This is a genomic window from Micromonospora sp. NPDC005220, assembly GCF_040607895.1.
Lineage (GTDB): Bacteria > Actinomycetota > Actinomycetes > Mycobacteriales > Micromonosporaceae > Micromonospora.
The window spans coordinates 24,674-45,394 of the sequence record NZ_JBEXHP010000046.1 but is presented as its reverse complement, the minus strand read 5'-3'; the positions used below and the strand labels follow the sequence as shown (position 1 = coordinate 45,394).

25 protein-coding genes are annotated in these 20,721 nt (G+C 68.9%); 11 read left to right on the top strand and 14 right to left on the bottom strand.

Translation table 11 applies throughout. The features are described from left to right. Positions 1-162: 162 nt before the first annotated feature. From ABZU52_RS18545 to ABZU52_RS18520, 6 genes are read right to left on the bottom strand one after another with little or no spacing between them, the layout of a single operon-like run. Positions 163-879 carry an urease accessory protein UreD gene (locus ABZU52_RS18545; RefSeq protein ID WP_354972242.1) on the bottom strand — a complete coding sequence of 239 codons (717 nt, stop codon included), beginning with the start codon at positions 877-879 and terminating at the stop codon, positions 163-165. Continuing rightward, entirely contained in the window at positions 879-1,664 is a 786-nt protein-coding gene (gene ureG, locus ABZU52_RS18540) for an urease accessory protein UreG (protein ID WP_354972241.1), read from the bottom strand. The genes ABZU52_RS18545 and ureG overlap by 1 nt, the downstream gene beginning before the upstream one ends. Continuing rightward, positions 1,654-2,376 (bottom strand): urease accessory UreF family protein, encoded by a 723-nt coding sequence (locus ABZU52_RS18535; protein WP_354972240.1) that lies wholly within the window; start codon positions 2,374-2,376, stop codon positions 1,654-1,656. Before ABZU52_RS18535 ends, ureG begins: the two co-directional genes overlap by 11 nt. Further along, entirely contained in the window at positions 2,376-4,079 is a 1,704-nt protein-coding gene (locus ABZU52_RS18530; protein WP_354972239.1) for an urease subunit alpha, read from the bottom strand. Before ABZU52_RS18530 ends, ABZU52_RS18535 begins: the two co-directional genes overlap by 1 nt. Next, positions 4,076-4,423 carry an urease subunit beta gene (locus ABZU52_RS18525; protein WP_354972238.1) on the bottom strand — a complete coding sequence of 116 codons (348 nt, stop codon included), beginning with the start codon at positions 4,421-4,423 and terminating at the stop codon, positions 4,076-4,078. Before ABZU52_RS18525 ends, ABZU52_RS18530 begins: the two co-directional genes overlap by 4 nt. Beyond that, positions 4,420-4,722: an urease subunit gamma gene (locus ABZU52_RS18520; protein WP_030335444.1), complete on the bottom strand. Its 303-nt coding sequence runs from the start codon at positions 4,720-4,722 to the stop codon at positions 4,420-4,422. Before ABZU52_RS18520 ends, ABZU52_RS18525 begins: the two co-directional genes overlap by 4 nt. Positions 4,723-5,056: 334 nt before the next feature. On the opposite strand from ABZU52_RS18520, the gene ABZU52_RS18515 reads away from it, so the two are divergent. Then, a complete protein-coding gene (locus ABZU52_RS18515) occupies positions 5,057-5,461 on the top strand; it encodes a hypothetical protein (RefSeq protein WP_354972237.1) in 405 nt (134 codons plus the stop codon). Between the two features lie 32 nt (positions 5,462-5,493). Here ABZU52_RS18515 and ABZU52_RS18510 read toward each other — a convergent pair whose 3' ends face one another. Continuing rightward, complete coding sequence (locus tag ABZU52_RS18510; protein WP_354972236.1) at positions 5,494-5,667, bottom strand: hypothetical protein; 174 nt, start codon at positions 5,665-5,667, stop codon at positions 5,494-5,496. On the opposite strand from ABZU52_RS18510, the gene ABZU52_RS18505 reads away from it, so the two are divergent. The 5 genes from ABZU52_RS18505 to ABZU52_RS18485 are packed head-to-tail and all read left to right on the top strand — an operon-like array spanning position 5,624 to position 10,021. Continuing rightward, on the top strand, positions 5,624-6,268 hold the full coding sequence (locus ABZU52_RS18505) for an ABC transporter permease subunit (RefSeq protein ID WP_354972244.1): 645 nt from the start codon (positions 5,624-5,626) through the stop codon (positions 6,266-6,268). The genes ABZU52_RS18510 and ABZU52_RS18505 overlap by 44 nt on opposite strands. Beyond that, positions 6,241-6,915, top strand: coding sequence for an ABC transporter ATP-binding protein (locus ABZU52_RS18500; RefSeq protein WP_354972235.1), 675 nt, complete (start codon positions 6,241-6,243; stop codon positions 6,913-6,915). The genes ABZU52_RS18505 and ABZU52_RS18500 overlap by 28 nt, the downstream gene beginning before the upstream one ends. A 14-nt stretch (positions 6,916-6,929) precedes the next feature. Next, entirely contained in the window at positions 6,930-8,336 is a 1,407-nt protein-coding gene (locus ABZU52_RS18495) for a selenium-binding family protein (RefSeq protein ID WP_354972234.1), read from the top strand. Beyond that, positions 8,333-8,962 carry a hypothetical protein gene (locus ABZU52_RS18490; protein WP_354972233.1) on the top strand — a complete coding sequence of 210 codons (630 nt, stop codon included), beginning with the start codon at positions 8,333-8,335 and terminating at the stop codon, positions 8,960-8,962. The genes ABZU52_RS18495 and ABZU52_RS18490 overlap by 4 nt, the downstream gene beginning before the upstream one ends. 42 nt (positions 8,963-9,004) lie before the next feature. Next, complete coding sequence (locus ABZU52_RS18485) at positions 9,005-10,021, top strand: methyltransferase (RefSeq protein WP_354972232.1); 1,017 nt, start codon at positions 9,005-9,007, stop codon at positions 10,019-10,021. A 79-nt stretch (positions 10,022-10,100) separates the two neighbouring features. Here the strand turns inward: ABZU52_RS18485 and ABZU52_RS18480 are convergent, their stop codons facing one another. Continuing rightward, entirely contained in the window at positions 10,101-10,952 is an 852-nt protein-coding gene (locus ABZU52_RS18480) for an alpha/beta hydrolase (protein WP_354972231.1), read from the bottom strand. Positions 10,953-11,092: 140 nt separating this feature from the next. On the opposite strand from ABZU52_RS18480, the gene ABZU52_RS18475 reads away from it, so the two are divergent. The 3 genes from ABZU52_RS18475 to ABZU52_RS18465 all read left to right on the top strand — a co-directional run bounded on the left by ABZU52_RS18475 (position 11,093) and on the right by ABZU52_RS18465 (position 12,787). Next, positions 11,093-11,959: a metallophosphoesterase gene (locus ABZU52_RS18475; RefSeq protein ID WP_354972230.1), complete on the top strand. Its 867-nt coding sequence runs from the start codon at positions 11,093-11,095 to the stop codon at positions 11,957-11,959. A gap of 54 nt (positions 11,960-12,013) precedes the next feature. Beyond that, on the top strand, positions 12,014-12,463 hold the full coding sequence (locus ABZU52_RS18470) for a hypothetical protein (RefSeq protein WP_354972229.1): 450 nt from the start codon (positions 12,014-12,016) through the stop codon (positions 12,461-12,463). Positions 12,464-12,565: 102 nt separating this feature from the next. Next, positions 12,566-12,787, top strand: coding sequence for a hypothetical protein (locus ABZU52_RS18465; RefSeq protein WP_354972228.1), 222 nt, complete (start codon positions 12,566-12,568; stop codon positions 12,785-12,787). A 135-nt stretch (positions 12,788-12,922) separates the two neighbouring features. On the opposite strand, the gene ABZU52_RS18460 is transcribed toward ABZU52_RS18465, so the two are convergent. Together ABZU52_RS18460 and ABZU52_RS18455 are read right to left on the bottom strand one after the other, a co-directional pair. Next, on the bottom strand, positions 12,923-14,167 hold the full coding sequence (locus tag ABZU52_RS18460; RefSeq protein ID WP_354972227.1) for a helix-turn-helix domain-containing protein: 1,245 nt from the start codon (positions 14,165-14,167) through the stop codon (positions 12,923-12,925). Further along, complete coding sequence (locus ABZU52_RS18455; RefSeq protein ID WP_354972226.1) at positions 14,154-14,315, bottom strand: hypothetical protein; 162 nt, start codon at positions 14,313-14,315, stop codon at positions 14,154-14,156. The genes ABZU52_RS18460 and ABZU52_RS18455 overlap by 14 nt, the downstream gene beginning before the upstream one ends. Positions 14,316-14,519: 204 nt before the next feature. Here ABZU52_RS18455 and ABZU52_RS18450 point away from each other — a divergent pair, with 204 nt between their 5' ends. Together ABZU52_RS18450 and ABZU52_RS18445 are read left to right on the top strand one after the other, a co-directional pair. Further along, entirely contained in the window at positions 14,520-15,269 is a 750-nt protein-coding gene (locus tag ABZU52_RS18450; RefSeq protein ID WP_354972225.1) for a helix-turn-helix transcriptional regulator, read from the top strand. Between the two features lie 26 nt (positions 15,270-15,295). Then, positions 15,296-15,766 (top strand): NUDIX domain-containing protein, encoded by a 471-nt coding sequence (locus tag ABZU52_RS18445; RefSeq protein WP_354972224.1) that lies wholly within the window; start codon positions 15,296-15,298, stop codon positions 15,764-15,766. Here ABZU52_RS18445 and ABZU52_RS18440 read toward each other — a convergent pair. The 4 genes from ABZU52_RS18440 to ABZU52_RS18425 form a co-directional block, all read right to left on the bottom strand. Further along, positions 15,754-16,233 carry an HDIG domain-containing metalloprotein gene (locus ABZU52_RS18440; protein ID WP_354972243.1) on the bottom strand — a complete coding sequence of 160 codons (480 nt, stop codon included), beginning with the start codon at positions 16,231-16,233 and terminating at the stop codon, positions 15,754-15,756. The genes ABZU52_RS18445 and ABZU52_RS18440 overlap by 13 nt on opposite strands. A 288-nt stretch (positions 16,234-16,521) precedes the next feature. Then, entirely contained in the window at positions 16,522-18,450 is a 1,929-nt protein-coding gene (locus ABZU52_RS18435) for an AAA family ATPase (protein ID WP_354972223.1), read from the bottom strand. Then, positions 18,447-19,022, bottom strand: a complete 576-nt coding sequence (locus tag ABZU52_RS18430) for a hypothetical protein (RefSeq protein ID WP_354972222.1) — start codon at positions 19,020-19,022, stop codon at positions 18,447-18,449. Before ABZU52_RS18430 ends, ABZU52_RS18435 begins: the two co-directional genes overlap by 4 nt. Then, positions 19,019-20,410, bottom strand: a complete 1,392-nt coding sequence (locus tag ABZU52_RS18425) for a hypothetical protein (RefSeq protein ID WP_354972221.1) — start codon at positions 20,408-20,410, stop codon at positions 19,019-19,021. The genes ABZU52_RS18430 and ABZU52_RS18425 overlap by 4 nt, the downstream gene beginning before the upstream one ends. Positions 20,411-20,721 lie beyond the last annotated feature (311 nt).

The window sequence follows — 20,721 nt, the reverse complement described above, 5'->3', positions numbered from 1 at the left end:
GCCGCGAACGCCCCCCATCCGCACGCGCCACTCGACCGCGAACGACACCCGCCCGAGGGCCTGATGTCTGTGAGTCATCACGATGACTCACAGACATCACGCTCTCCGCAGTGTCCGCGTCCAGAACGGCCCCGGGGGGCCCAGGCGGACCGAGAGGGCTTCCTAGCCCGTGAGGTGGGCGCGCAGGGTGTGCGCGTCGGGAGCGTTGGCGGTCCACAGTGTCGCCGGACCGCCGGCCAACGGCAGCCGGGCGACACTGCCCTCGGCCGTCGGAGGTTCGGCGGGCCGCGACGGGTCGACCACCAGCAGCGATCCGGTGGCTGGGGCGCCGCCGAGCACCGCGGGGCCGGCCCAGCCCGGCGCCTGCGGCCCCACCGCCAGGGACTGGCGCAGCAGTGGTCGACCCGCGTAGTCGACCTGGGTGTGCACGACAGCTGCGCCGGGCGTCTCGTCGTACCGGCCGCAGATCAGCTCGTCGCGCCACCGCAGGCTCGCCCCGTCGGCCAGCTCGATCCGGGACTCGGCCAGGTGGGCGCAGCCGGCCGCCGCGACCAACTGCTCCGGAAGCCAGTGCAGCGTGGCCCCGGCGTGCACCACCGCCCGTACCGCCATCCGGGACACGGCACCTGCCCGGCCCGGCAGGGCGATCGACGCGGCGACGCTGTGCACCCGCACCGCCGCGCCCGGGCCCACCTCGATCTCCAGGCGCAGATCGTCCCCGGCGAGCGGGCCGGCCGCCCCGCCGACGAGGTGCACCGTGGCGACACCACCGTCGGCGGGGGTCTGGCGCAGCAGCAACGGCGTCTCGCCGCGCAGCTCGACCAGGGCCGTGCCGCCCCGATCGTCGGACCGGGCGACCAGCCGGGCCCGCGCCCGCATCAGGCCGGGCCGACCGGCGCGGTGAGCGGGTGCAGGGCGGCGTGGTGAGCCAACTCGTGCCGGATCCAGTCCGCTACCGGCGTCGCCGTGGGGTCTCCCACGATGGACAGGAAGAGGGTCGGGAGGTCGCCGCGGCGGGCCCGCGCGTCACGGTCCATCACGGCGAGATCGGCACCCACCATCGACGCCAGGTCGGTCTTGTTGATCACGAGGAGGTCGGCGGCGGTGACCCCCGGACCGCCCTTGCGGGGCACCTTGTCGCCTCCCGCCACGTCGACCACGAAGATCTGCCGGTCGACCAGCCCCCGGCTGAAGGTCGCGGTCAGGTTGTCCCCACCGCTCTCCACCAGGACCAGGTCCAGCGGGCCGACCGTCTCGGCCAGCTCGTCGACCGCGTCCAGGTTGGCCCCGATGTCGTCGCGGATCGCGGTGTGCGGGCAGCAACCGGTCTCCACCGCGCGGATCCGGGCCGGGTCCAGCACTCCGGCCCGGCGGAGGAAGTCGGCGTCCTCCGTGGTGTAGATGTCGTTGGTGACCACGCCGAGCCGCAGCTCGTCGGCGAAGGCCCGGCAGAGCGCCGCCACCAGGGCCGTCTTGCCGGAGCCTACCGGGCCGCCGATGCCGATCCGCAGCGCACGGCCGGCGCGCGCCAGCGGCGGATGAGGGTCCACCCCCGGCTCCGGATGGGTGTGCGGGACGGTCTCGTCGTGAGGTGGGGCGGCCGGCGGCGGCGTGGTCGGTTCGACGGCGGGCACAGCGCTCGGCACAACGGTGTCAGGACGCAAAGAGACGCACCTCCCAGGTGGCATGGATTTCGGCATGGATGTCGGCGAGTGGAGCGGCGGCGGCCGGCAGCCGCTCCGGTGGGTCGTCGGCGGCCCGCGCCGCGTCGGCAGCCGTGCCGTCGCAGGCGTCGGCCAGGCCGACCAGCAGGGCCTGGACCCGGTACGGGTCGAGGCCGAGCAGACGTACGCCGGCGCTGGCCGCCCCGGTCACCGTTCCGTACGCGGCGATCGTGGCGGTCTCGACGCGGGACAGCCCGGCCGCGGCGCAGAGCAGCCCGAGCACCAGCGGTTGGTGTGCGCCACCGGGCGTCGCCGGCAGGTCGGCGAACGGGGCGTCCGGCCAGATGGCCCGGCCCGCACGCAGCAACGCCCGGCCCTGCCGGCGCGAGACCGCCCGCAACGCCGGGGAGGCGGTACGCGCGTCCAGCTCCGCGTCGAGCCGGGCCCGCGCCGCCAACCCGACGGCCCGCGCACCCAGCGCCGCCGACCGGACGGCCGGCTCAGCCAACGCCCCCGCCCGGTGTGCGGCCGCCGCGAACGCCGCGCCTACCAGTCCGGCGGTGGCCAGCCGTCCGACCAGGAAGGCCTCCAACGTGGCCAGGTCGGTGACCCGGCCGGCGGCGACGGCCGCCTCCAGGCCACCGGAGTGCGCGTGCGCCCCGGCCGGGAAGCGCCCGTCGGCCAACAGCAACAGCAGGCTCGGCGTCGCCATCAGAACAGGAAGTACCGCTGGGCCATCGGCAGCCGGGTCACCGGGTCCGGCTCCACCACCTGCCCGTCGATCCGCACGGTGAAGGTGTCCGGGTCCACCTCAATGCGCGGCATCGCGTTGTTCTCCGGCAGGTCGGCCTTGCCCCGTGACCGTACGTCGCTCACCGGCACCACCCGGCGTCGCACGTCCAGGCGGAGCCCGGCGTCCAGGGCCGCCGGGGCCACGAAGGCCAGGCTGGTCGCTGCCGCCGCCGCGCCGTACGCCCCGAACATCGGCCGCGGCAGCATCGGCTGCGGTGTCGGGATCGAGGCGTTGGCGTCGCCCATCTGGGCGTACGCGATCATGCCGCCCTTGAGCACGAGATGCGGTCGGACGCCGAAGAACGCCGGGTCCCACAGCACCAGGTCGGCGAGCTTGCCCGGCTCGACCGAGCCGATCTCCCGTTCCAGCCCGTTGGCCATCGCCGCGCAGATGGTGTACTTCGCCACGTACCGCCGGGCCCGGTGGTTGTCGGCGGCCCCGTCGCCCGGCAGCGCGCCGACCCGGTCCTTCATCACGTGCGCGCTCTGCCAGGTCCGCGTGATGACCTCGCCGACGCGGCCCATCGCCTGCGCGTCGGAACCGATGATGGAGATCGCGCCGAGGTCGTGCAGGAGGTCCTCGGCGGCCATCGTGGAGGGTCGGATCCGGCTCTCGGCGAAGGCCAGGTCCTCCGGCACGGACGGGTTGAGATGGTGGCAGACCATCAGCATGTCCAGGTGTTCGGCCAGGGTGTTGGCGGTGTACGGCCGGGTCGGGTTGGTCGATGACGGCAACACGTTCGGTTCGCTGGCCACCGTGATGATGTCGGGCGCGTGCCCGCCACCGGCCCCCTCGGTGTGGTACGAGTGGATCGCCCGTCCACCGATCGCCCGCAGGGTGTCGGCGACGAATCCGGCCTCGTTGAGCGTGTCGGTGTGGATCGACACCTGCACGCCGGACGCGTCCGCCACCCGCAGGCAGGCGTCGATCGCCGCCGGTGTGGTGCCCCAGTCCTCGTGCAGCTTGAACCCGCCCGCGCCGGCCCGCAACTGTTCCCACAGCGCGTCGCTGGAGACGGTGTTGCCCTTGCCGAGCAGCAGCACGTTGACCGGCATGGTGTCCAGCGCCTCGTGCATCCGGGCCAGGTGCCAGGCATTCGGCGTGACAGTCGTCGCGCGGGTCCCCTCCGCCGGCCCGGTGCCGCCGCCGACCAGCGTGGTGATGCCACTGGCCAGCGCCTCGGTGACGATCTGCGGGCAGATGAAGTGCACGTGGGTGTCCACCGCGCCGGCGGTGAGGATCCGCCCGTTGCCCGCGATCACCTCGGTCGACGGGCCGATCACCAGGTCGGGGTGGACACCGGGCATGGTGTCCGGGTTGCCGGCCCGGCCGAGCGCCACGATGCGTCCGTCGCGCAGCCCCACGTCGGCCTTGACCACGCCCCAGTGGTCGAGCACCACAGCGCCGGTGATGACGGTGTCCAGTGCCCCCTCGGCGCGGGTGGCCCGGGACTGCCCCATCGATTCACGGATCACCTTCCCGCCGCCGAAGACCGCCTCGTCGCCGCCCACACAGTGGTCGGTCTCCACCTCGATCAGCAGGTTGGTGTCGGCCAGCCGGATCCGGTCGCCGGTCGTCGGCCCGTACAGGTCGATGTAGCGGTCCCGCCGCACGGCGCTCACCGCGGCGACCCGGCGGCCGTGGGTGCGTGCGGCGACGCGTCCAACGGTCCCGCGCATTCTTCGCGCAGGCCCGGCACGACGCGTGCGCCACCGAGGGGTACGAGGTCGACGGTGCGGCTGATGCCCGGCTCGAACCGGACCGAGGTGCCCGCCGGAACGGCGAGCCGCTGCCCCCAGGCCGCGCCCCGGTCGAACGACAGTGCCGGGTTGGCTTCGGCGAAGTGGTAGTGCGAGCCGACCTGCACCGGGCGGTCGGCGGTGTTGACCACGAGCACTGTGGTCACTGGGCGACCCACGTTGATCTCCACCGGGTCGGCCGCCGGCAGAATCTCCCCGGGGATCACGGGATCGGGTGGTGCACCGTCACCAGCTTGGTGCCGTCCGGGAACGTCGCCTCCACCTGCACCTCCCTCAGCAGCTCGGGGATGCCGTCCTGGACGTCGTCGCGGCCGAGCACGGCCCGGCCGGCCGACATCAGGTCGACGACCGACCGCCCGTCGCGGGCTCCTTCGAGGAGGAACGCGGTGATCACCGCGACGGCTTCGGGGTAGTTGAGGCGCAGGCCGCGTTCGCGGCGGGCGCGGGCGACATCGGCCGCGACGTGGACGAGCAGGCGGTCCTGCTCATGCGGGCTGAGGAACACGGGGCTCTCCCGGTGGGTCGGCGTGCCCCGGCTCGCCGTCGGCTCCACGCGGAGCCACCCCGGGCCGGACCCGGGGACGAGCTGGGAGTCACACGACCGCCGGGGCACCGCCGACGGGGCGACCCGGGACTCCACCATCCCGGCCCGCACGACGGGCAACCGGCGGCGTCGGGTCGGATGCGGACCGCACCGCCCACCGCTGAGCAGACCGTAGAGGATCGTCACCGACCGAGGCAACAGTCCGGGCGCGGTCGGTGCGGGTGCCGTTCACGCCCGAGGTTGGGACGCGGGACCGCTGTTCCGGTGCGGGGGGTTCGCAGGGCATGATCGCCGGATGACGGCGACGAGGGGTACGCGGGCACTGCTCGGTGTTCTGTTCCTGGCGGCGGCCACGGTCGGGGCGTGGCTGCTCTGGCTGGGCTGGGACACCGAGTACGACGTCGACGCGCAGACCGGCGCGAGCAGCGGCCCGTACCAGCCGTGGCAGGTGATCGGGTGCGTGTTGACGCTGGTGCTGTTGGCCGCGCTGGCCGGGACGCGGCTCAGCCCGTGGCTGGTGGCGCCGGTGATGACGGTGGCGTTCACGGCGGCCTGGTCGTGGCGGGCCGCCGGGACCGACGACAGCGGGCTGTGGGTGGTTGGCGGGATTCTGGTGCTGGTCGGGATGGCGGTCGGCAGCACGCTGGTGAGCCTCGCCGGGCGGCGGATCGGCCGACGGATGGCCCGCCGACCCGCCTGACCGCAGCGGCCGTCGGGGCCGGGCGGGCCCGGTCAGCGGGCTCCGGCGGGCTGCGGCGCGGGCGAACCGGCGAACGGAACGTCGACGTGGTCCGCCGCGCCCTGCGGGCCGTCGGGGTGCCGCCACAGTCCTCGGTCGCGCAGGACCGCGCCGAGCGATGTCCTGGCCACCGGCGTACGGCTGAGCCGGGACGGAACCCTCGGCATCCACCTGCTGGACTCCCTCACCCGGGCCGGGGCGGGCCTGCTGATCGGCGGTCTCCTGGCCCTGGCCCTGGGCACCGTGGCCGGGCTGCTGCGGCTCGGTGACGACCTGGTCGACCCGCCGGTGCAGATGGCCCGGATGCTGCCGCACCTCGGGCTGGTGCCGTTGCTAATCATCTGGGTCGGCATCGGCGAATCACTGAAGATCAGCCTGGTGGCACTGGGCCCGTTCTTCCCCATCTACTTCAACACCTACGCCGGCATCCGGGACATCGACGAACGGCTGGTGGAGGCGGCCCGCACCTGTGGTCTGGGCCAGGCCGCCCGACTGCGCCACGTGGTGCTGCCCGGCACGCTGCCGTCGCTCTTCCTCGGCCTGCGGCTGGCGATCGGGGCGGCCTGGCTCAGCCTGGTCGTCGGCGAGCAGGTCAACGCCCAGACCGGGATCGGCTTTCTGATGATGGAGGCGCGGGAGTTCAGCCAGACCGACGTGGTGGTGCTCGGACTGCTCGTCTACGCCCTGCTCGGGCTGATATCCGACCTTGCGTTGCGCGTCCTGGAGAGGAGGATGTTGACATGGCGTCGGGGACTGCGGGCCACCTGAACGGCGCCGAGCCGGTGCTGACCGCCCACGCGGTGCGCCGGGCGTTCGGGTCGGCTGTCGTGCTGGCCGGGGTCGACCTGACCATCGCCCGCGGTGAGGTGGTGGCCCTGCTGGGTGGCAGCGGGACGAGCGTCGTGCACGGCACCGCCGCCGTGGTCTTCCAGGAACACCGGTTGCTGCCGTGGAAACGGGTGGCGGACAACGTGGGGCTCGGGCTGTCCGGCGTGGACGGCCCGAGCCGGATCCGGCGGGCGCTGGCCGAGGTCGGGTTGGCCGAGCGGCACCGCGCCTGGCCGGCCGAGTTGTCCGGTGGGCAGGCGCAGCGGGTGGCCGTGGCGCGGGCCCTGGTCCGCGAACCGGACCTGCTGCTGCTCGACGAGCCGTTCGGTGCGCTGGACGCGCTGACCCGGCTGCGGATGCAGATCCTGCTGCGCCGGCTACGCGCCGAGCACGGCTTCGCCGCCCTGCTGGTCACCCACGACGTCGAGGAGGCGCTGCTGCTCGCCGACCGGATCCTGCTCCTCGACGAGGGCCGCATCGCCGCGGAACTGCCCGTCGACCTCGGCCCCACCCGTACCCCGGACGACCCGGCCTTCGGCGCGCTGCGCCGCCATCTGCTCGACCGACTTGGCGTCCCCACCACCTGACGAGCGGAGCTGTGATGACCCGCTGGACCCCCGATCCCACGTTCTACCCCTCGCCCCGCGAGGCGGTGACCGCACCGGCGGAGAAGCTCGCCTACGTGGCGGCCTTCGACCGGTCGGCCACCCGTCCGGACGCCATCGTGGTGCTGGACACCGACCCCGACTCCCCCGACTACGGCCGTGTGGTGGGCTGGACCGACCTGCCGTACGTCGGTGACGAGCTGCACCACTTCGGCTGGAACGCGTGCAGCAGCGCGCTCTGCCCGACCGCCCCGCACCCGCACGTCGAGCGGCGCTACCTGATCGTGCCCGGCCTGCGGTCGTCGCGCATCCACGTGCTCGACACCCAGCCCGACCCGCGCCAGCCGCAGATCGTCAAGGTGATCGGGCCGGAGGAGCTGGCGAAGCGGGCCGGCTACTCGCGGCCGCACACCGTGCACTGCGGCCCGGACGGCATCTACGTCTCCGCTCTCGGCGGCGCGGACGGCGAGGAGGGCCCGGGTGGCATCGCCATCCTCGACCACACCACCTTCGAGGTCCGCGGGGCGTGGGAGGCCGACCGGGGTCCGCAGTTCCTGGCGTACGACGTGTGGTGGCACCTGACCCAGGACGTGCTGGTCACCAGCGAGTGGGGCACCCCGCCGATGATCGAGGACGGCATCATCGGTGAGTTGCTGCTGGGCCGGCGCTACGGGCACGCCATCCACTTCTGGGACCTGGCGAAACGCCGGCACGTGCAACGGGTCGACCTCGGCGACCAGTATCAGATGCCGCTGGAGCTGCGGCCGGCGCACGACCCGACGAAGTCGTACGGGTTCGTCGGGGTGGTGATCAGCGTCGAGGACCTGTCCGCCTCGATCTGGATGTGGCACCGCGACGGGGACGCCTGGGCGGTCACCAAGGTGATCGACATCCCGGCCGAGCCGGCCGACCCGGCGGACCTGCCCGACCTGCTCAAGCCGTTCGGTGCGGTGCCACCGCTGGTGACCGACATCGACCTTTCGGTGGACGACAGGTTCCTCTACGTCTCCTGCTGGGGCACCGGTGAGCTGCGACAGTACGACGTCAGCGACCCGCTGCACCCGGTGCAGACCGGCTCGGTGCACCTCGGCGGGATCGTCCGCCGGACCGCGCACCCGTCCGCACCGGACGAGGCCCTCGCGGGTGGCCCGCAGATGGTGGAGGTGAGCCGGGACGGCCGGCGGGTCTACGTCAGCAACTCGCTCTACGGCGCGTGGGACGACCAGTTCTACCCCGACGGGGTGGGCGCCTGGCTGGCCAAGCTCGACGTCGACGTGGACACCGGTGGGCTCACCCCGGATGCGCGGTTCTTCCCGCACGGGGAGGAGTTCCGGGGCCTGCGGGTGCACCAGACCCGGTTGCAGGGCGGGGACGCGTCCTCCGACTCGTACTGCTTTCCGTGACCGTCACCGCCCTGGCGACGCTCGCCGCGCTCGGCGCGTTCCATGGTCTGAACCCGGCGATGGGGTGGCTGTTCGCGGTGGCCCGGGGCCTACAGGAGCGCAGCCGGCTGGTGCTGCTGCGGGCGCTGCCGCCGATCGCGGCGGGGCATCTCGCCTCGGTGGCGATCGTCGCCGCGTTGGTCGCCGCGACCCGGTCGGTGACGGCGAGCAGCGCCCTCGCGGTGGTCGGCGGTGTGCTGCTGGTCGCCTTCGGGCTGTGGCGGCTGCTCTCCGAGCGGCACTTCCGCTGGGCCGGCATGCGACTGTCCGCGGCGCAGCTCGCCGCCTGGTCGTTCCTGATGTCGTCGGCGCACGGCGCGGGGCTGATGCTGTTGCCGGTGCTGGTGGCCGAGCCGGTGTCCGGGGGTCACTCCGGGCACCTGGCCGCCGCGCCGGTGGGCGCGCTGTCCGGCCTCGCCGCGGCCGGGGTACACACCGTGGCCATGCTCGGTGTTGCCCTGGTCATCGCGTTGCTGGTCTATCAGGTTTTCGGGGTCGGTGTGCTACGTCGGGCCTGGTTCAACGTGGACCGACTCTGGGCCGGGGTGCTGGTGGCCGCGGGGCTGGTGACGTTGATCAGGGCGTGACAGTCCATCGTGGAAGTGCCCGAACTGTGCTTTTATGTCGGCATGATCACTCCCACTCCCCTCATGCGCCTGGTGGCCGGTGTGTGGGGGTTCAAGACCCTCGCGGTCGGCGTCGAACTCGGCCTGTTCACCCGGTTGGCCGGCGGGCGGACGATGACCGTCGAGCAGACCGCCGCCGAGTTCGGGCTGCCCGACCGCCCGGCGGACCTGTTGCTGGCCGCCAGCGCCTCGCTGGGCCTGCTGGAGAAGGCCGGCGATGGTTACCGCAACACCGAGTTGGCCGAGCAGTTCCTGGTCGAGGGTCGCCCGTACTACTTCGGCGCGCAGGTGCGCTACTCGGACCTGCGCACCTACCTGCCCTGGCACCGCATCGGCGAGGCCCTGCGCACGGATCGGCCGTTGACCTGGGACCCGGAATCCCAACAGTCGATGTTCGACACCGCCGACCCGGAGATGCTGGCGCAGTTCTGGGACGCGATGTTCTCCACGTCCAGCTTCACCGCCAGCGCGTTGGCCGACGCGTACGACTTTTCGGCGCACCGCCGGCTGCTCGACGTGGGCGGCGGTGCCGGCGCGTTCCCGATCGAGTTCTGCCGCCGCCTGCCCGACCTGCGGGCGACGGTCCTGGACCTGCCGCACGTCTGCGTGTGGGCCCGGGAGCGCATCGCGGAGGCCGGCCTGACCGGGCGGATCGACGCGGTCGCCGGCGACTTCCTCGCCGACCCGGAGCTGCCGACGGGCCACGACGTCATCCTGCTCAGCATGATCCTGCACGACTGGGACGAGCCGACGAACCGGGCGTTGCTGGCCCGGTGTCACGCGGCGTTGCCGCCAGGCGGGGCGATCGTCGTCTGTGAACTGCTGCTCAACGACGAGCGCACCGGGCCACCCGAGGCGGCCCTGATGGGCATGAACATGCTCGTCGAGACCGAGGGCGGCCGGAACTACTCGGGCGCCGAGTACGCGGCCTGGCTCACCGACGCCGGCTTCGTCGACGTGCGGACGGTGCCGTTCGACGCCCCCGGGGCCAACGGCGCGGTGGTCGCCCGCCGGGCCTGACCGACGACGACACCCGGCCCCGGTGCGAACCGTGGGCCGGGTGTCGCGGCGCTGGCGTCCGATCGGCTACCGGGACGGATCAGGCGGGCGCCTTCGCTGGCTGCTTCATGAAGTCCATGACCGCCTTGTTGACCTCGTCCGCGTGCGTCCACGGAATGCCGTGCGGCGCGCCCTTGAGCGTGACGAGCGTGCCGGTCGGCATCATCGGGCCGAGCCGCTGGCCGGTCACCGGGTAGGGCAGCACCCGGTCCTGGTCACCCTGCACGATCAACACCGGAATATTGATCTTCGGTAGGTCCTGTCGGAAGTCCTCCTGCCAGGCGTCCACACTGTCGTGGGTGGCCTTGCCGGAGGCCATCGCGCCGATCTGCCAGTGCGCCCGGTACGCCTCCTCGCTGACCCGCTTGCCCATGTTCTGGTCCGGGTTGAAGAACGCGTCGCAGAAGGACGTCAGGTACGCGAAGCGGTCCTTGATGATGGCGTCCTGGAAACCCTTGAAGAGGCTCCGGTCAACACCCTCCGGGTTGTCGTCTGCCTTGGCCAACATCGGTTGCAGCGGGCTGAGCAGCACGGCCCGGCTCACCCGCTGGGAGCCGTAGTTGCCCAGGTAGCGGACCACCTCGCCGGTGCCCATCGAGTGACCCACCAGGGTCACCTCGTTCAGGTCCAGTTCGTTCATCAACACGTCCAGGTCCGCCGCGAACGTGTTGTAGTCGTACCCGAACGCCGGCTGGGCGGAGTTACCGTTACCGCGCCGGTCGTACGTGATCGTCCGGTATCCGGCGTTGAGCAGCGCGGTGGTCTCCTTCTCCCAGGTCGCGCCGTTGAACGGGAAGCCGTGGATCAGCACCACCGGCTTACCGGAACCGTGATCCTCGTAGTACAGGTCGATGGGCGCGGAGTTCTCCGTCCCCACGGTGACGAAAGGCATGTTTCACTCCTGCTCCGGTTTTGGGCTGTCGGACGCCCCGCGCTTTCCCGCCCGGTCGCCGGATATGCGGGCCGACAGATCGGCCCGAACAGCAGGAACAGGGGTTTCCCGACCCGCCCGCGCCGTCCTAACCTCGGAGCGTGAATCTTCCGCCCCGGCTGCGGGCCGTCAGCGACCTGCACGTCGGGCACCCACTGAACCGCGCGTTCGTCCAGGAGCTGCACCCGGACAACGACGGCGACTGGCTGCTCGTCGCCGGTGACGTCGCCGACCGGTTCGCCGACATCGAGTGGGCGCTCGGGCTGCTGAGCAGCCGGTTCGCGCGCGTCGTCTGGGCCCCCGGCAACCACGAGCTGTGGACGCCACCCCGCGACCCGGTGACCCTGCGCGGCGAGGAGCGCTACCGCGAGCTGGTCCGGATGTGCCAGCGACTGGGCGTCGTCACCCCGGAGGACCCGTACCCGGTGTGGGACGGCGACGGCGGCCCGGCCACCATCGCCCCGCTCTTCGTGCTCTACGACTACACGTTCCGGGTGCCGGAGGCGCGCACCCAGCAGGAGTCACTGGACCTGGCGTACAAGGCCGGCGTGGTGTGCACCGACGAGGCCCTGCTGCACCCCGACCCGTACCCGAGCCGGGAGGCGTGGTGCGCGGCCCGGATCACCGAGACCGAACGCCGGCTGGCCGAACGCGACCCGGCGCTCCCGACGGTGCTGGTCAACCACTACCCGCTGGTCCGGGAACCCACCGACGTCCTGCGCTACCCGCTCTTCGCCCAGTGGTGCGGCACCGTCCGCACCACTGACTGGCACCTGCGCTTCGACGCGGCCACCGTCGTCTACGGGCACCTGCACATCCCCCGCACCACCTTCCACGACGGGGTGCGCTTCGAAGAGGTCTCCCTCGGCTACCCCCGCGAGTGGCAGCCCCGAGGGCCGGTGCCCGACCCGGTCCGCACCATCCACCCGGCCGACGACGTACGGCGGCGCTCGTCCGTCAGCGGGTGAGGCCAGCGCGAATCGCCGTCGCCTCTCCGCACCACACCATGGAATGATCAACCGGTGGACCAGGCAGACGAACTCGACGACAACTGGCTGAATGGCGAAGAAATCACCTGTCCGGAGTGCCGCGAACGCCTGTACCGCCTCGACCACTCGCCGCTCTTGGACTGCTATTTCCTCTACTGCGACAGCTGCCCGATGCGGGTGGATATCAGTTTCTACGACAGTACGTGTGCGGCCATCGAGGACGCGCTGTCTCCCCTGGACAAGACCTATCCCACACTGATGGCGGCGCTTGAGGCGCGGCTACGGCGATGCGACTGCGGGGGGAGGTTCCGGGACTCGGCCCCTCGGCGCTGCCACCGGTGCTCCACCGTCCTGACGGCCATCAGCGAACCCTCCGGTGTCGACGTCTGGCCAGGTTGGTGGACAGACGAGACGGACACCGACCCCGTGGAAGAGCAGTTCACCGCCCGGTACTTCCGGACGGAGGGCCTCTGGGAGCACTGACACTGCCGGGATCAGTGCCGGCTCATCGACGCGACCCGGTGCGTACCAGGATCGGCCGTAGCGCCGACGCGGAGGCGGGAGGCGACGTGCTCTCATGACCGCGTGAAGCTGATGGCACTGATCCGGGCCAGCAAACGGAAATTTTTCTGCGGTGCGGCGATGTGGGGTATCGGCGCTCCGCTCATGTTCTACGCCCTCTTCCAGGGGAAGCCGACGCTCTACCTGGTGGGTTTGGCAACCGTGGCCGCCGGCAGTGGCATCGTCGCCAAGTGCCTGCGGCAGGCGGCCTCCCGGCAAGCAGCCAGCGGCCGTCAAGCTCACTGAGAGACAAACCACGGGCGGGGCCTCGGGCGCTCTGGGACGGTTTGCGGCCATCCGGCGAGTGGCAGCCCCGAGGGTCGGCGCCGGACCGGGTGCGCACCATCCGCCCGACCGACGACAGACGCCAACGCGCGTCCGTTAGCGGGTAAGCCCGACCACCGTGGCCAGTCGCTCCACGCCGGCCGGCGCCGGCTGCGCGCGGGCAACATCGGCGATCACCGTACGCGCCAACGGCCGGCACCGAACCTCAGCCGGCGCGACACTGTCCGCGTCCACAAGCGCGCGAGCAGCCCCGCGCAGATCACCCACCTGAAGGTACGCCCGCGCGACGTCCACCAGGTAAGCGCCCCGATATTCGGCCGGCAACCGCCGCCACCCATCCCGCCGCACGATTGTCGAGTGCCTCTGTAGCGCCTCGTCGGCGTCACCCCGCTGCGTCGCCACCAGCACCCGTGCCAGCTCGACGGCGACCGGCCCGAAGCTGGTGCGGTGCGGATCGTCGTACCCCCTCAGGCTGGCCGCGACGCCCGCGGCCCGGCCGGTCAGCTCGTCGGCGCGGCGGTGCTCGCCGCAGCCGGCGGCGGCCAGGGCGGCCTGAAGCAGCAGCGTCCCACCCACGGCCCACTCCCCCGCCGACCGCTGTCGCGCGGGCGCACCCTCGCCTTGTTGATCATGGGGTTGACCGGCGGTTTGATCTCCACGAACCCCGCTAACCCCATGATCAGCCGGGTAGGAGAGGGCCGGGAGGATGCGGTTCGCGGCGGTTAGGGCCGCTGTTAGGGCTAGGCGATCGCGGCCCGACGACCGCAGCGCCTGGGCTATCGCGATGGTTGCCGTTGCCGCCAGAATCGGGTCGTCGCCGGCGGCAGACATCGCCCGGTCGGCGGCCAGCCAACCGAGGTCGGCCTCGGCGAACTTCACCAGCAACGACGAGGTGATCCGGTACGCCTGCACCAGCAACTCCGGTGTCTGCGCACCCTGGACGGCGTCGAGCAGATCCGGCAGGACTCGCACCAACTGGCCATAGTGCGCGTGCTGGTAGGCCAACCAGGCGTACCCGACCTGCCGTCTCAGCTCATCCGTCTGCTCTGGGGCCTGCGGAGTGTCGTAGCGGGCGAGCGCCGCCCGGATGTCGTCCACCCCGTCCGGCGTGCCCGCCGGGGTGCTGCGCTGCTGGCCGAGCAGCGCCTCCGGCTCCACCCGCAGGACGTGGGCCAACTCCTGGATCACCGAGTACCGGTCCAGGGAACGCACACCCCGCTCCACCTTGTCCACCCAACTCTTCGACCTGCGCAGCCGGTCGGCGAGCATCTGCTGCGTCATCGACCGCCGCACCCGCCACCGCGCCACCCGCCGACCGATCGGCAGGTCATCGCTGGTCACGCCGCCACCGCCGGTCCGGGACCGCACGGGTCGTGTCCTCCACCGGTACGCGCTCCGCCTCCGCCTGCGCCAGGAGACGCTGTTTGGCAGCCTCCTGCTCGGCCGCCTCGGACTGCTCGCCCCTACTCGTCGGCTCGTCATCGTGCATGCCCACCTCCGTCAGCCGGTGGACGCTTGGACTCGCCGAACTTCGACGGTGCCTCTCGCGTCCTGTCTGGATGACCTCTCCAGTGGAACCAGGCTCCGCCGATTGGTAATGACAACTTCACCGCGAGTCACGGACGACTGGGGATGTCCTTGTTAGGCTGAGTCGTCCCCATGCCGTCCCCGAGCCCACTGAGCAGGAGACGCGATGCCGAACGACCGTCTTCGCAACGGCATGCTCAAGAACGGTCTGACGGCATCGGCGCTGGCCGAAAAGCTCGGTGTCGACCCGAAGACTGTCGAGCGGTGGGTGACACAGACCCGCAACCCGTACCCGCGCTATCGCCACACCATCGCCGACTTGCTGAACGAGAGTGAGGCGTACCTCTGGCCGGACGCGCTTCCAACGCAGCGAGCCGTGCAGATCAGTCAGTCGGAACTCGTCCACATCTACCCTCGCCGCGGAGCCGTTCCCACCGACCTCTGGCAGCGGCTCCTGGAGCAGGCCACCCGACAGGTCGGCGTCTTGGTCTACGGAGGACTGTTCCTGCCCGAATTCAACCACCGCTGGATCGCGACGCTCCGCGAAAAGGCGTTGGCCGGGGCGCAGGTGGAGCTGCTTTTCGGCGACCCAGAGGGCGAGCACATCGCCGATCGCGGGGGCGACGAGGGCATCGGCCCAGCCATGTCAAACAAGATCCTGAACGCGCTGGCGTTCTACAAAGACCTACGGGACCTGGACAACGTCGGGATCTACTACCACGACACGATCCTCTACAACTCGATCTACCGCTTTGACGACGAGATGCTCGTCAACACCCACCTCTACGGCACTCCGGCCGCCTACGCCCCGGTGCTGCACCTGCGCCGGCTCGGCGGTGGGGACCTATTCGACAGCTACGTCGCCAGCTTCAACCGGGTCCTCGGCAAGAAGCGGGCCGTCTGGCCTGAACACTGAGCCGCTGGCGGTGAGAGGCTAGGGGCATGCCCCGAATCGAGCACTTCAACAACCCGAACGCCCCGAAGCCGAACAGCATCGTCGTAGCCGTCACCGTTTTCGTTCAGGACGACCAGGGCCTGGTACTGCTCATCCAGCGCACCGACAACGGTCTCTGGGCGCTACCTGGGGGTGCCCAGGACTTCGGCGAGTACATCGCCGAGACGGCAGTCCGGGAGACGCGCGAAGAAACCGGCATCGACGTTGAGGTGATCGGCGTGGTAGGGATATATACCAATCCGAATCATGTCGTGGAGTACAGCGACGGCGAGGTGCGGCAGCAGTTTTCGATCTTGTTTCGAGGTCGAAACGTCGGAGGACGCTTGACAACCAGCGACGAGTCATTGGCCGTCCGTTGGGTGGCAAGGGACGATCTGGAGAACCTGAAGATCCACCCGTCGATGCGGCTCCGCATCGACCACGGTCTTGAGCGCCAGGAGCAGCCCTACATCGGGTGAGCCGTCATGCGGGCCTGCGTCCGTCGTACTGCTTCGAGAAGCGGCCCTTCGGCCTTCGCCCAAAACCGTGTGACCAGGTGGTCGGGCCCATACCGCTCGCGGATCTCGTCTAGCCTCGCCTCGACGCTCAGGTTTTGGCCGTCGGGGCCTGTGGTCATATCCGTGTACCAAAGGGCGTCCGAGGTTGGCGATTCCTCCCTTGGGAACTCAGTCGCTAGAACGTCGCCCAATCCACGCTCATCCGCCTCATAGGACGCACAGGAGTGATGGGCAACCAGACCCGCGAGCCGTGGCGTAAACCCTTGACGAAGCAGCCACCGGGCGCCGTCCAGCGCATGGAAGCCTGTGTCGAGGATGCTTGGTGCGTAGCCAATGTCATGCAGCCATGCAGCGGCAGTCAACAGTTCGCAGTCTGCTGGCACTACCAGCCGTGCCAAGTCCTGCGCCTTGGTTGCTACAGCCTGCACATGACACCACCGACGAGTCAGCACCCCTGCCAGTTGCTGTTCCGCTACTCGGACTGCACGTTCCGCATCACTCTCCACAGGACGAGGGTACGACGCGGAACGTGTGGGCACCAGCGCCAAGATGTGCCTTCAATGCGGCAGTTCCCGTGCTATTTATCTACCTGATCCTCTATCTCTTCATGGTCGGGCAAGGGTGAGCATTCCGCAGCGGGCCCGGTCGGTCAACAGTCATCCGGATAATTGGACGGCCGTCACGCCGCCGTCGCGGCTCGGCTATGCTCGCCGTACTCAGCCGGGAGCATCCACGAGCGTTCGTACAGCGGCAGGGCCGGGATGGCGGATGGTCTTCACCGTCGGTGATTCGTAACGGAAGTCGATTTGATCATAGTCGCGTCGATACTCGCGCGGAAGTTCGTTGTCGGCGATGATTAGCTGCACCTTTCCGCGATTGGCGTCTGCTTGGGTGACTAACCTGCGATAGAGGGCCGCGGACAATCTTTCTGCTGTGTTAAGTGCGAGACGCGGGCTGTCGATCAAAAGGAATGCGGGATACAAAGTGTCGCGCCGCCTCAATGCTACTGATAGCAGGGAGGTCCAGTACGCGATCTGCGTCGCGGTCCTGATGCCGCCGCCAGGTGGGCTAAAGGTGGCGAATGGTTCTCCGTCGAGTACGGGCAGGTAATTGGACGGATGGAGGGCGGCCTCCCGTATGCCGGGAATTCCTAGTGAAGTAACGGTCTCCTGAAATTCTCTATTTATCTCGCCTAGGATCTCGTTGCGGCGGTCGGCTAGGGCATCCTCGGCCCGAGCTATCGCCGCCTTGACGTTCTCGCGTTCTGCCCGCAATGCCGTCTCTGTGTCCTGGAGGTCGCTAACTCGGTCCCACTGGCGGAGCACATTCTCTAGGAGCTGTTGCTGTGCCTGTGCCGTGGCGATCTTTGCCGCAGCATCGGTAAAGGCTTGCAGGCGCGGCGAGATGCGTTGTTGCGTGCGGTCCTCGACCTGGGCGCTCAGAGTGCGTACGAGTTCCGCGCGCTGCACTTCAGCCCTGGCCGTAGCCGCCATTTGATTGGCAACGGTTTGAAGTTGCCTATCCACCTCGGTGAGCTGGTCCTGAAGTTGGCGTGCCTCGTAGGGGTCAGTGTCATCACTAACGGCATGAACCGGATCAGGTTGTAGACACACTCGGCAGTTGCCCTCGGTCACCTGACGATCTGTCAGACTCTGCATGCAGCGGGGGCAGATCGCGAACTCGAAGTTCGCCAAACGGTGGCCGGCATCTCGCATCCTACGGAGCCGGTCGAGATCGCCTTGAAGTCTCCGCCGCTCCCTCGCATAGTCTGTCTGGCTGCGGTTGAGCGTCGCCATCGTTGCTCGGACTTCAGCAAGCGCGCGTTCCGCGTCGGTGAGGAGATCCCTTAGGACCTGTGTCTGCCGATCAGCAACCGGGTTGAGCTCTTCGCGCAGTGAAGTAAGTTGGGCCTCCGCCTCGCGTTGTGCGTTTACGGCGGCCGTAATTGCGGCTTCGGCATCAATGCGAGCGGTGGTGTTGCTGTCGCTGAGGAATGTCCGGATGGCGACGTTTTCTCTCTCGGCCACCGTGATTTTCTCATTGAGCAGATTCCGCTTTGACCGTAGTTCGAGTACGTGCTCGTCAGTGAGGCCGAAGAGCAGTTCGAACACTGCTTTGCGTTTCGGCTCAAGGTAGGAATCCTGACTGCTCGCAATGTCTCGGTTTATCTCGGCTTGGGGAATATAGAGGAAGGAAAATATGTCGCTGAATGTGATTCGGTTCCCTGCTCTGCTGCTGTTCCCGCTACGGGCTGCGGCACGCATCTCGTCGGGCAGCCCAAGGGCGGATAGCAGCCGCGTGTTGAGCAGCGGAGTGTTGCCCTCAGTGTAGTGGTCGGGCAGGCGATCCCGAGCGACGAGATCGAAAACACGGACTGTCTTCCGCTTGTTCGGGTCGACACTTCGAGCCAATCGTAGGCGGTCATCGCCTATGCGGACATCAAGGATCACATCCTTGACATGCTCCTCGACGACCTTTGCGAGCAAGCCGTTACCCCCGAAGCCGTACTTAATCATTTCTAGGAGCGTAGTCTTGCCGACCCCGGTCGGGCCTGCGAGCACGGTGAGGTCCGAGGGGAACTCGTAGCGGACCTCGCCTTCAGTGGTATTGAGGACGACCGCCATGAGGCGGAATGCCGTCGTCATCGGATTACCTGCCTATGAGGACGGTCGAGGAGGTTGGCCAAAGCTTGGTAGATCAGTTCCTTCAATGCATTTCCCGTCATGCCCGCAGTTGCTTCGGCTATGGCTTCGCACCGCTGGCCTACGTCAGACCAATCCGCTGCGTCAGCTAGCTCCTGCGCTAGTTTTTGGCCCGAGGGTGTGACTTTAAGCGCGACACTGCTACGTCTCCCGAGTGCATACTTCACCAAGCCTCGGGCAACAAGAGCCCCGATAACCGGGTAGTAGCGGTCGTCCCATGGTCCGTATTTGTAGCGGATCATGGGTGCTTCGACCTCGGTAGGCTCGGCCAGGTCCTCGCTTGACAGGTGAAGGCGCGAGTCGTCTTGACGGAGGCCAGGAATGACCGTAGGAGCCAGTGCGGGATAGCGTAGGAGAAAGTCGAGCTTAGCCAGCTTCGTAAGCCCGTCGAGCTTCTTCTGATGCCCTGGCGCACGACACACCGCGTCGACAAGCAAGAGCACTCGTGCTTGGTGGTAGTACAGGTCTTCGCGGAGCAGGGTGAGGTCTTGGGCGTGAGAAGCAGCCGTACTCATGCAGCGGTCCCCCGTTCCGCAAGCCGAGCCAGTTCTGCATCGATGTCGAATCGGTTACTGAACCACACCTTGCAGCGGTTGGTGAGGTCACAGATGCCGCCCAATCGGAGATCGGGGTCTAGGAGCTCAGTCCAATGGCCGGGCTCCATTGAGTCGACCTGTGTCTGAAGTTCGAGCCACAGACTCGCACCCCAAGCCCTGTCGACCTTGGCCGACGTTTGCGTGGCATTGTCGCTAATGCGAAGAAGGACGCGGCGCAGCTGGCTCTGCTCGCTGCGAGCTGCTGGGTCTACCTCTAGGCGGATGCGCCAGAACTCCTCATAGTCTTGACGCAGTTGCTCGGCACGTTCAATTGAGTTGTCCGAGCAGTTGCCGACGGCCATCTTAACGCCTAGCCGGTTGAGCAAGATCATCCGGGGCAGTGGCTGGTATCCACTAGGGGTGGCGGCGGCCACTTCTATGGCGAAACGGATGTCTTCAACCGTAACGATTCGAGCGGCCAACTGACGATCCATCTCGGCCGCGTCGGGCAGAGGTGAGCCGATGCGGTATGCCAGGACTATCGGCAATCCACCCTCGGGGAGTGGGCCGGCCGCGCGCATCCTTGTCCTGAAGAGACCATGGACAGCCTCCCAGATCGCCTCGGCGGCATCGTCCGGCACGTCCATGCGGTGGAGTACCGGCTTGACGTACATCGACGGTGCCGCGTAGTGAAGAACGCTTCGCTGTGGACGACCGTGGTCAAGGAGCAGCATCGATAGGAAACGAACTACCTGCTCCTGCTGCTCGGTCGTCAGGGTCGGTGGCCGAGCCTTGGCACTCTTGCCCCAATCCTCCGGTAGCGCGTCTGCGTGCCCCAGGAGAGCCTCTGCGAAGTCGTCCACCACGGACTGGTACTTACCCTCTACGGTGAGCGGCTCGCCGGCTAGCCGCTGCTTCCGCAGCGCCACGGTCACAAGCTCCAGCTTTTGGGGCGGCTTGCTGGAAGCGAGGCCCGCGGTGGTGACCAGACGGCATGTAGGTTTTTCCTTCAGCGCGCACCACCTGCTGAATAGGTGTGCCAACCCTCCGTCAGTGAGAAGGCTGTTTATGGTGGTGTAGGCGCCAAACGATGGGTCGCGGTGCTTACAGGAAACTAGCTCGGCATCTCCCTCATGTACCACAGCCCAGTCCTCGTGGTGCTCGCATACGATCCGCCGCGACTCGTCGTCCCTCAAACCTCCCGATGCGTCAAGGGCATCCAGCAGCAGGCGCAGGCCGTGAGCAGCAGCCATGGCCGCTTGCCAGTCATAGCGATCTGCCGTCTGAGCTCCCGAGTCCTCCGGCGATTCAAGCGTTAGCAGGAGCTCAGCAGCCGTCCCATCATCTGCGTGCGAGCTCGTGAACATCACTGGAGGATAGCGACCTCAACACCCTCCGTGGGATCACCCGTTACGGCCTCGGGACTGGTCAAACGGATCGGCGGGATACCGGGTGGCTGTGAAGACTTTCTGTACAGGATCAAGGCGGCCCGCTTCGCAGGCCGCTCGCGCCGCCGACCAGGCGCCGACCCAAACAGGCCGCCGCTCGGGGACCCCGCGCCCTTAGCGCAAGCGCACGGGCGCACCCCGAACGGTTGCAGCCCCGCCGGCGGCGCGACATACGAAGAAGCCCCGGGCCGCCAAGGGTGATGGCAGATCCGGGGCTTCGATGTTGAAGG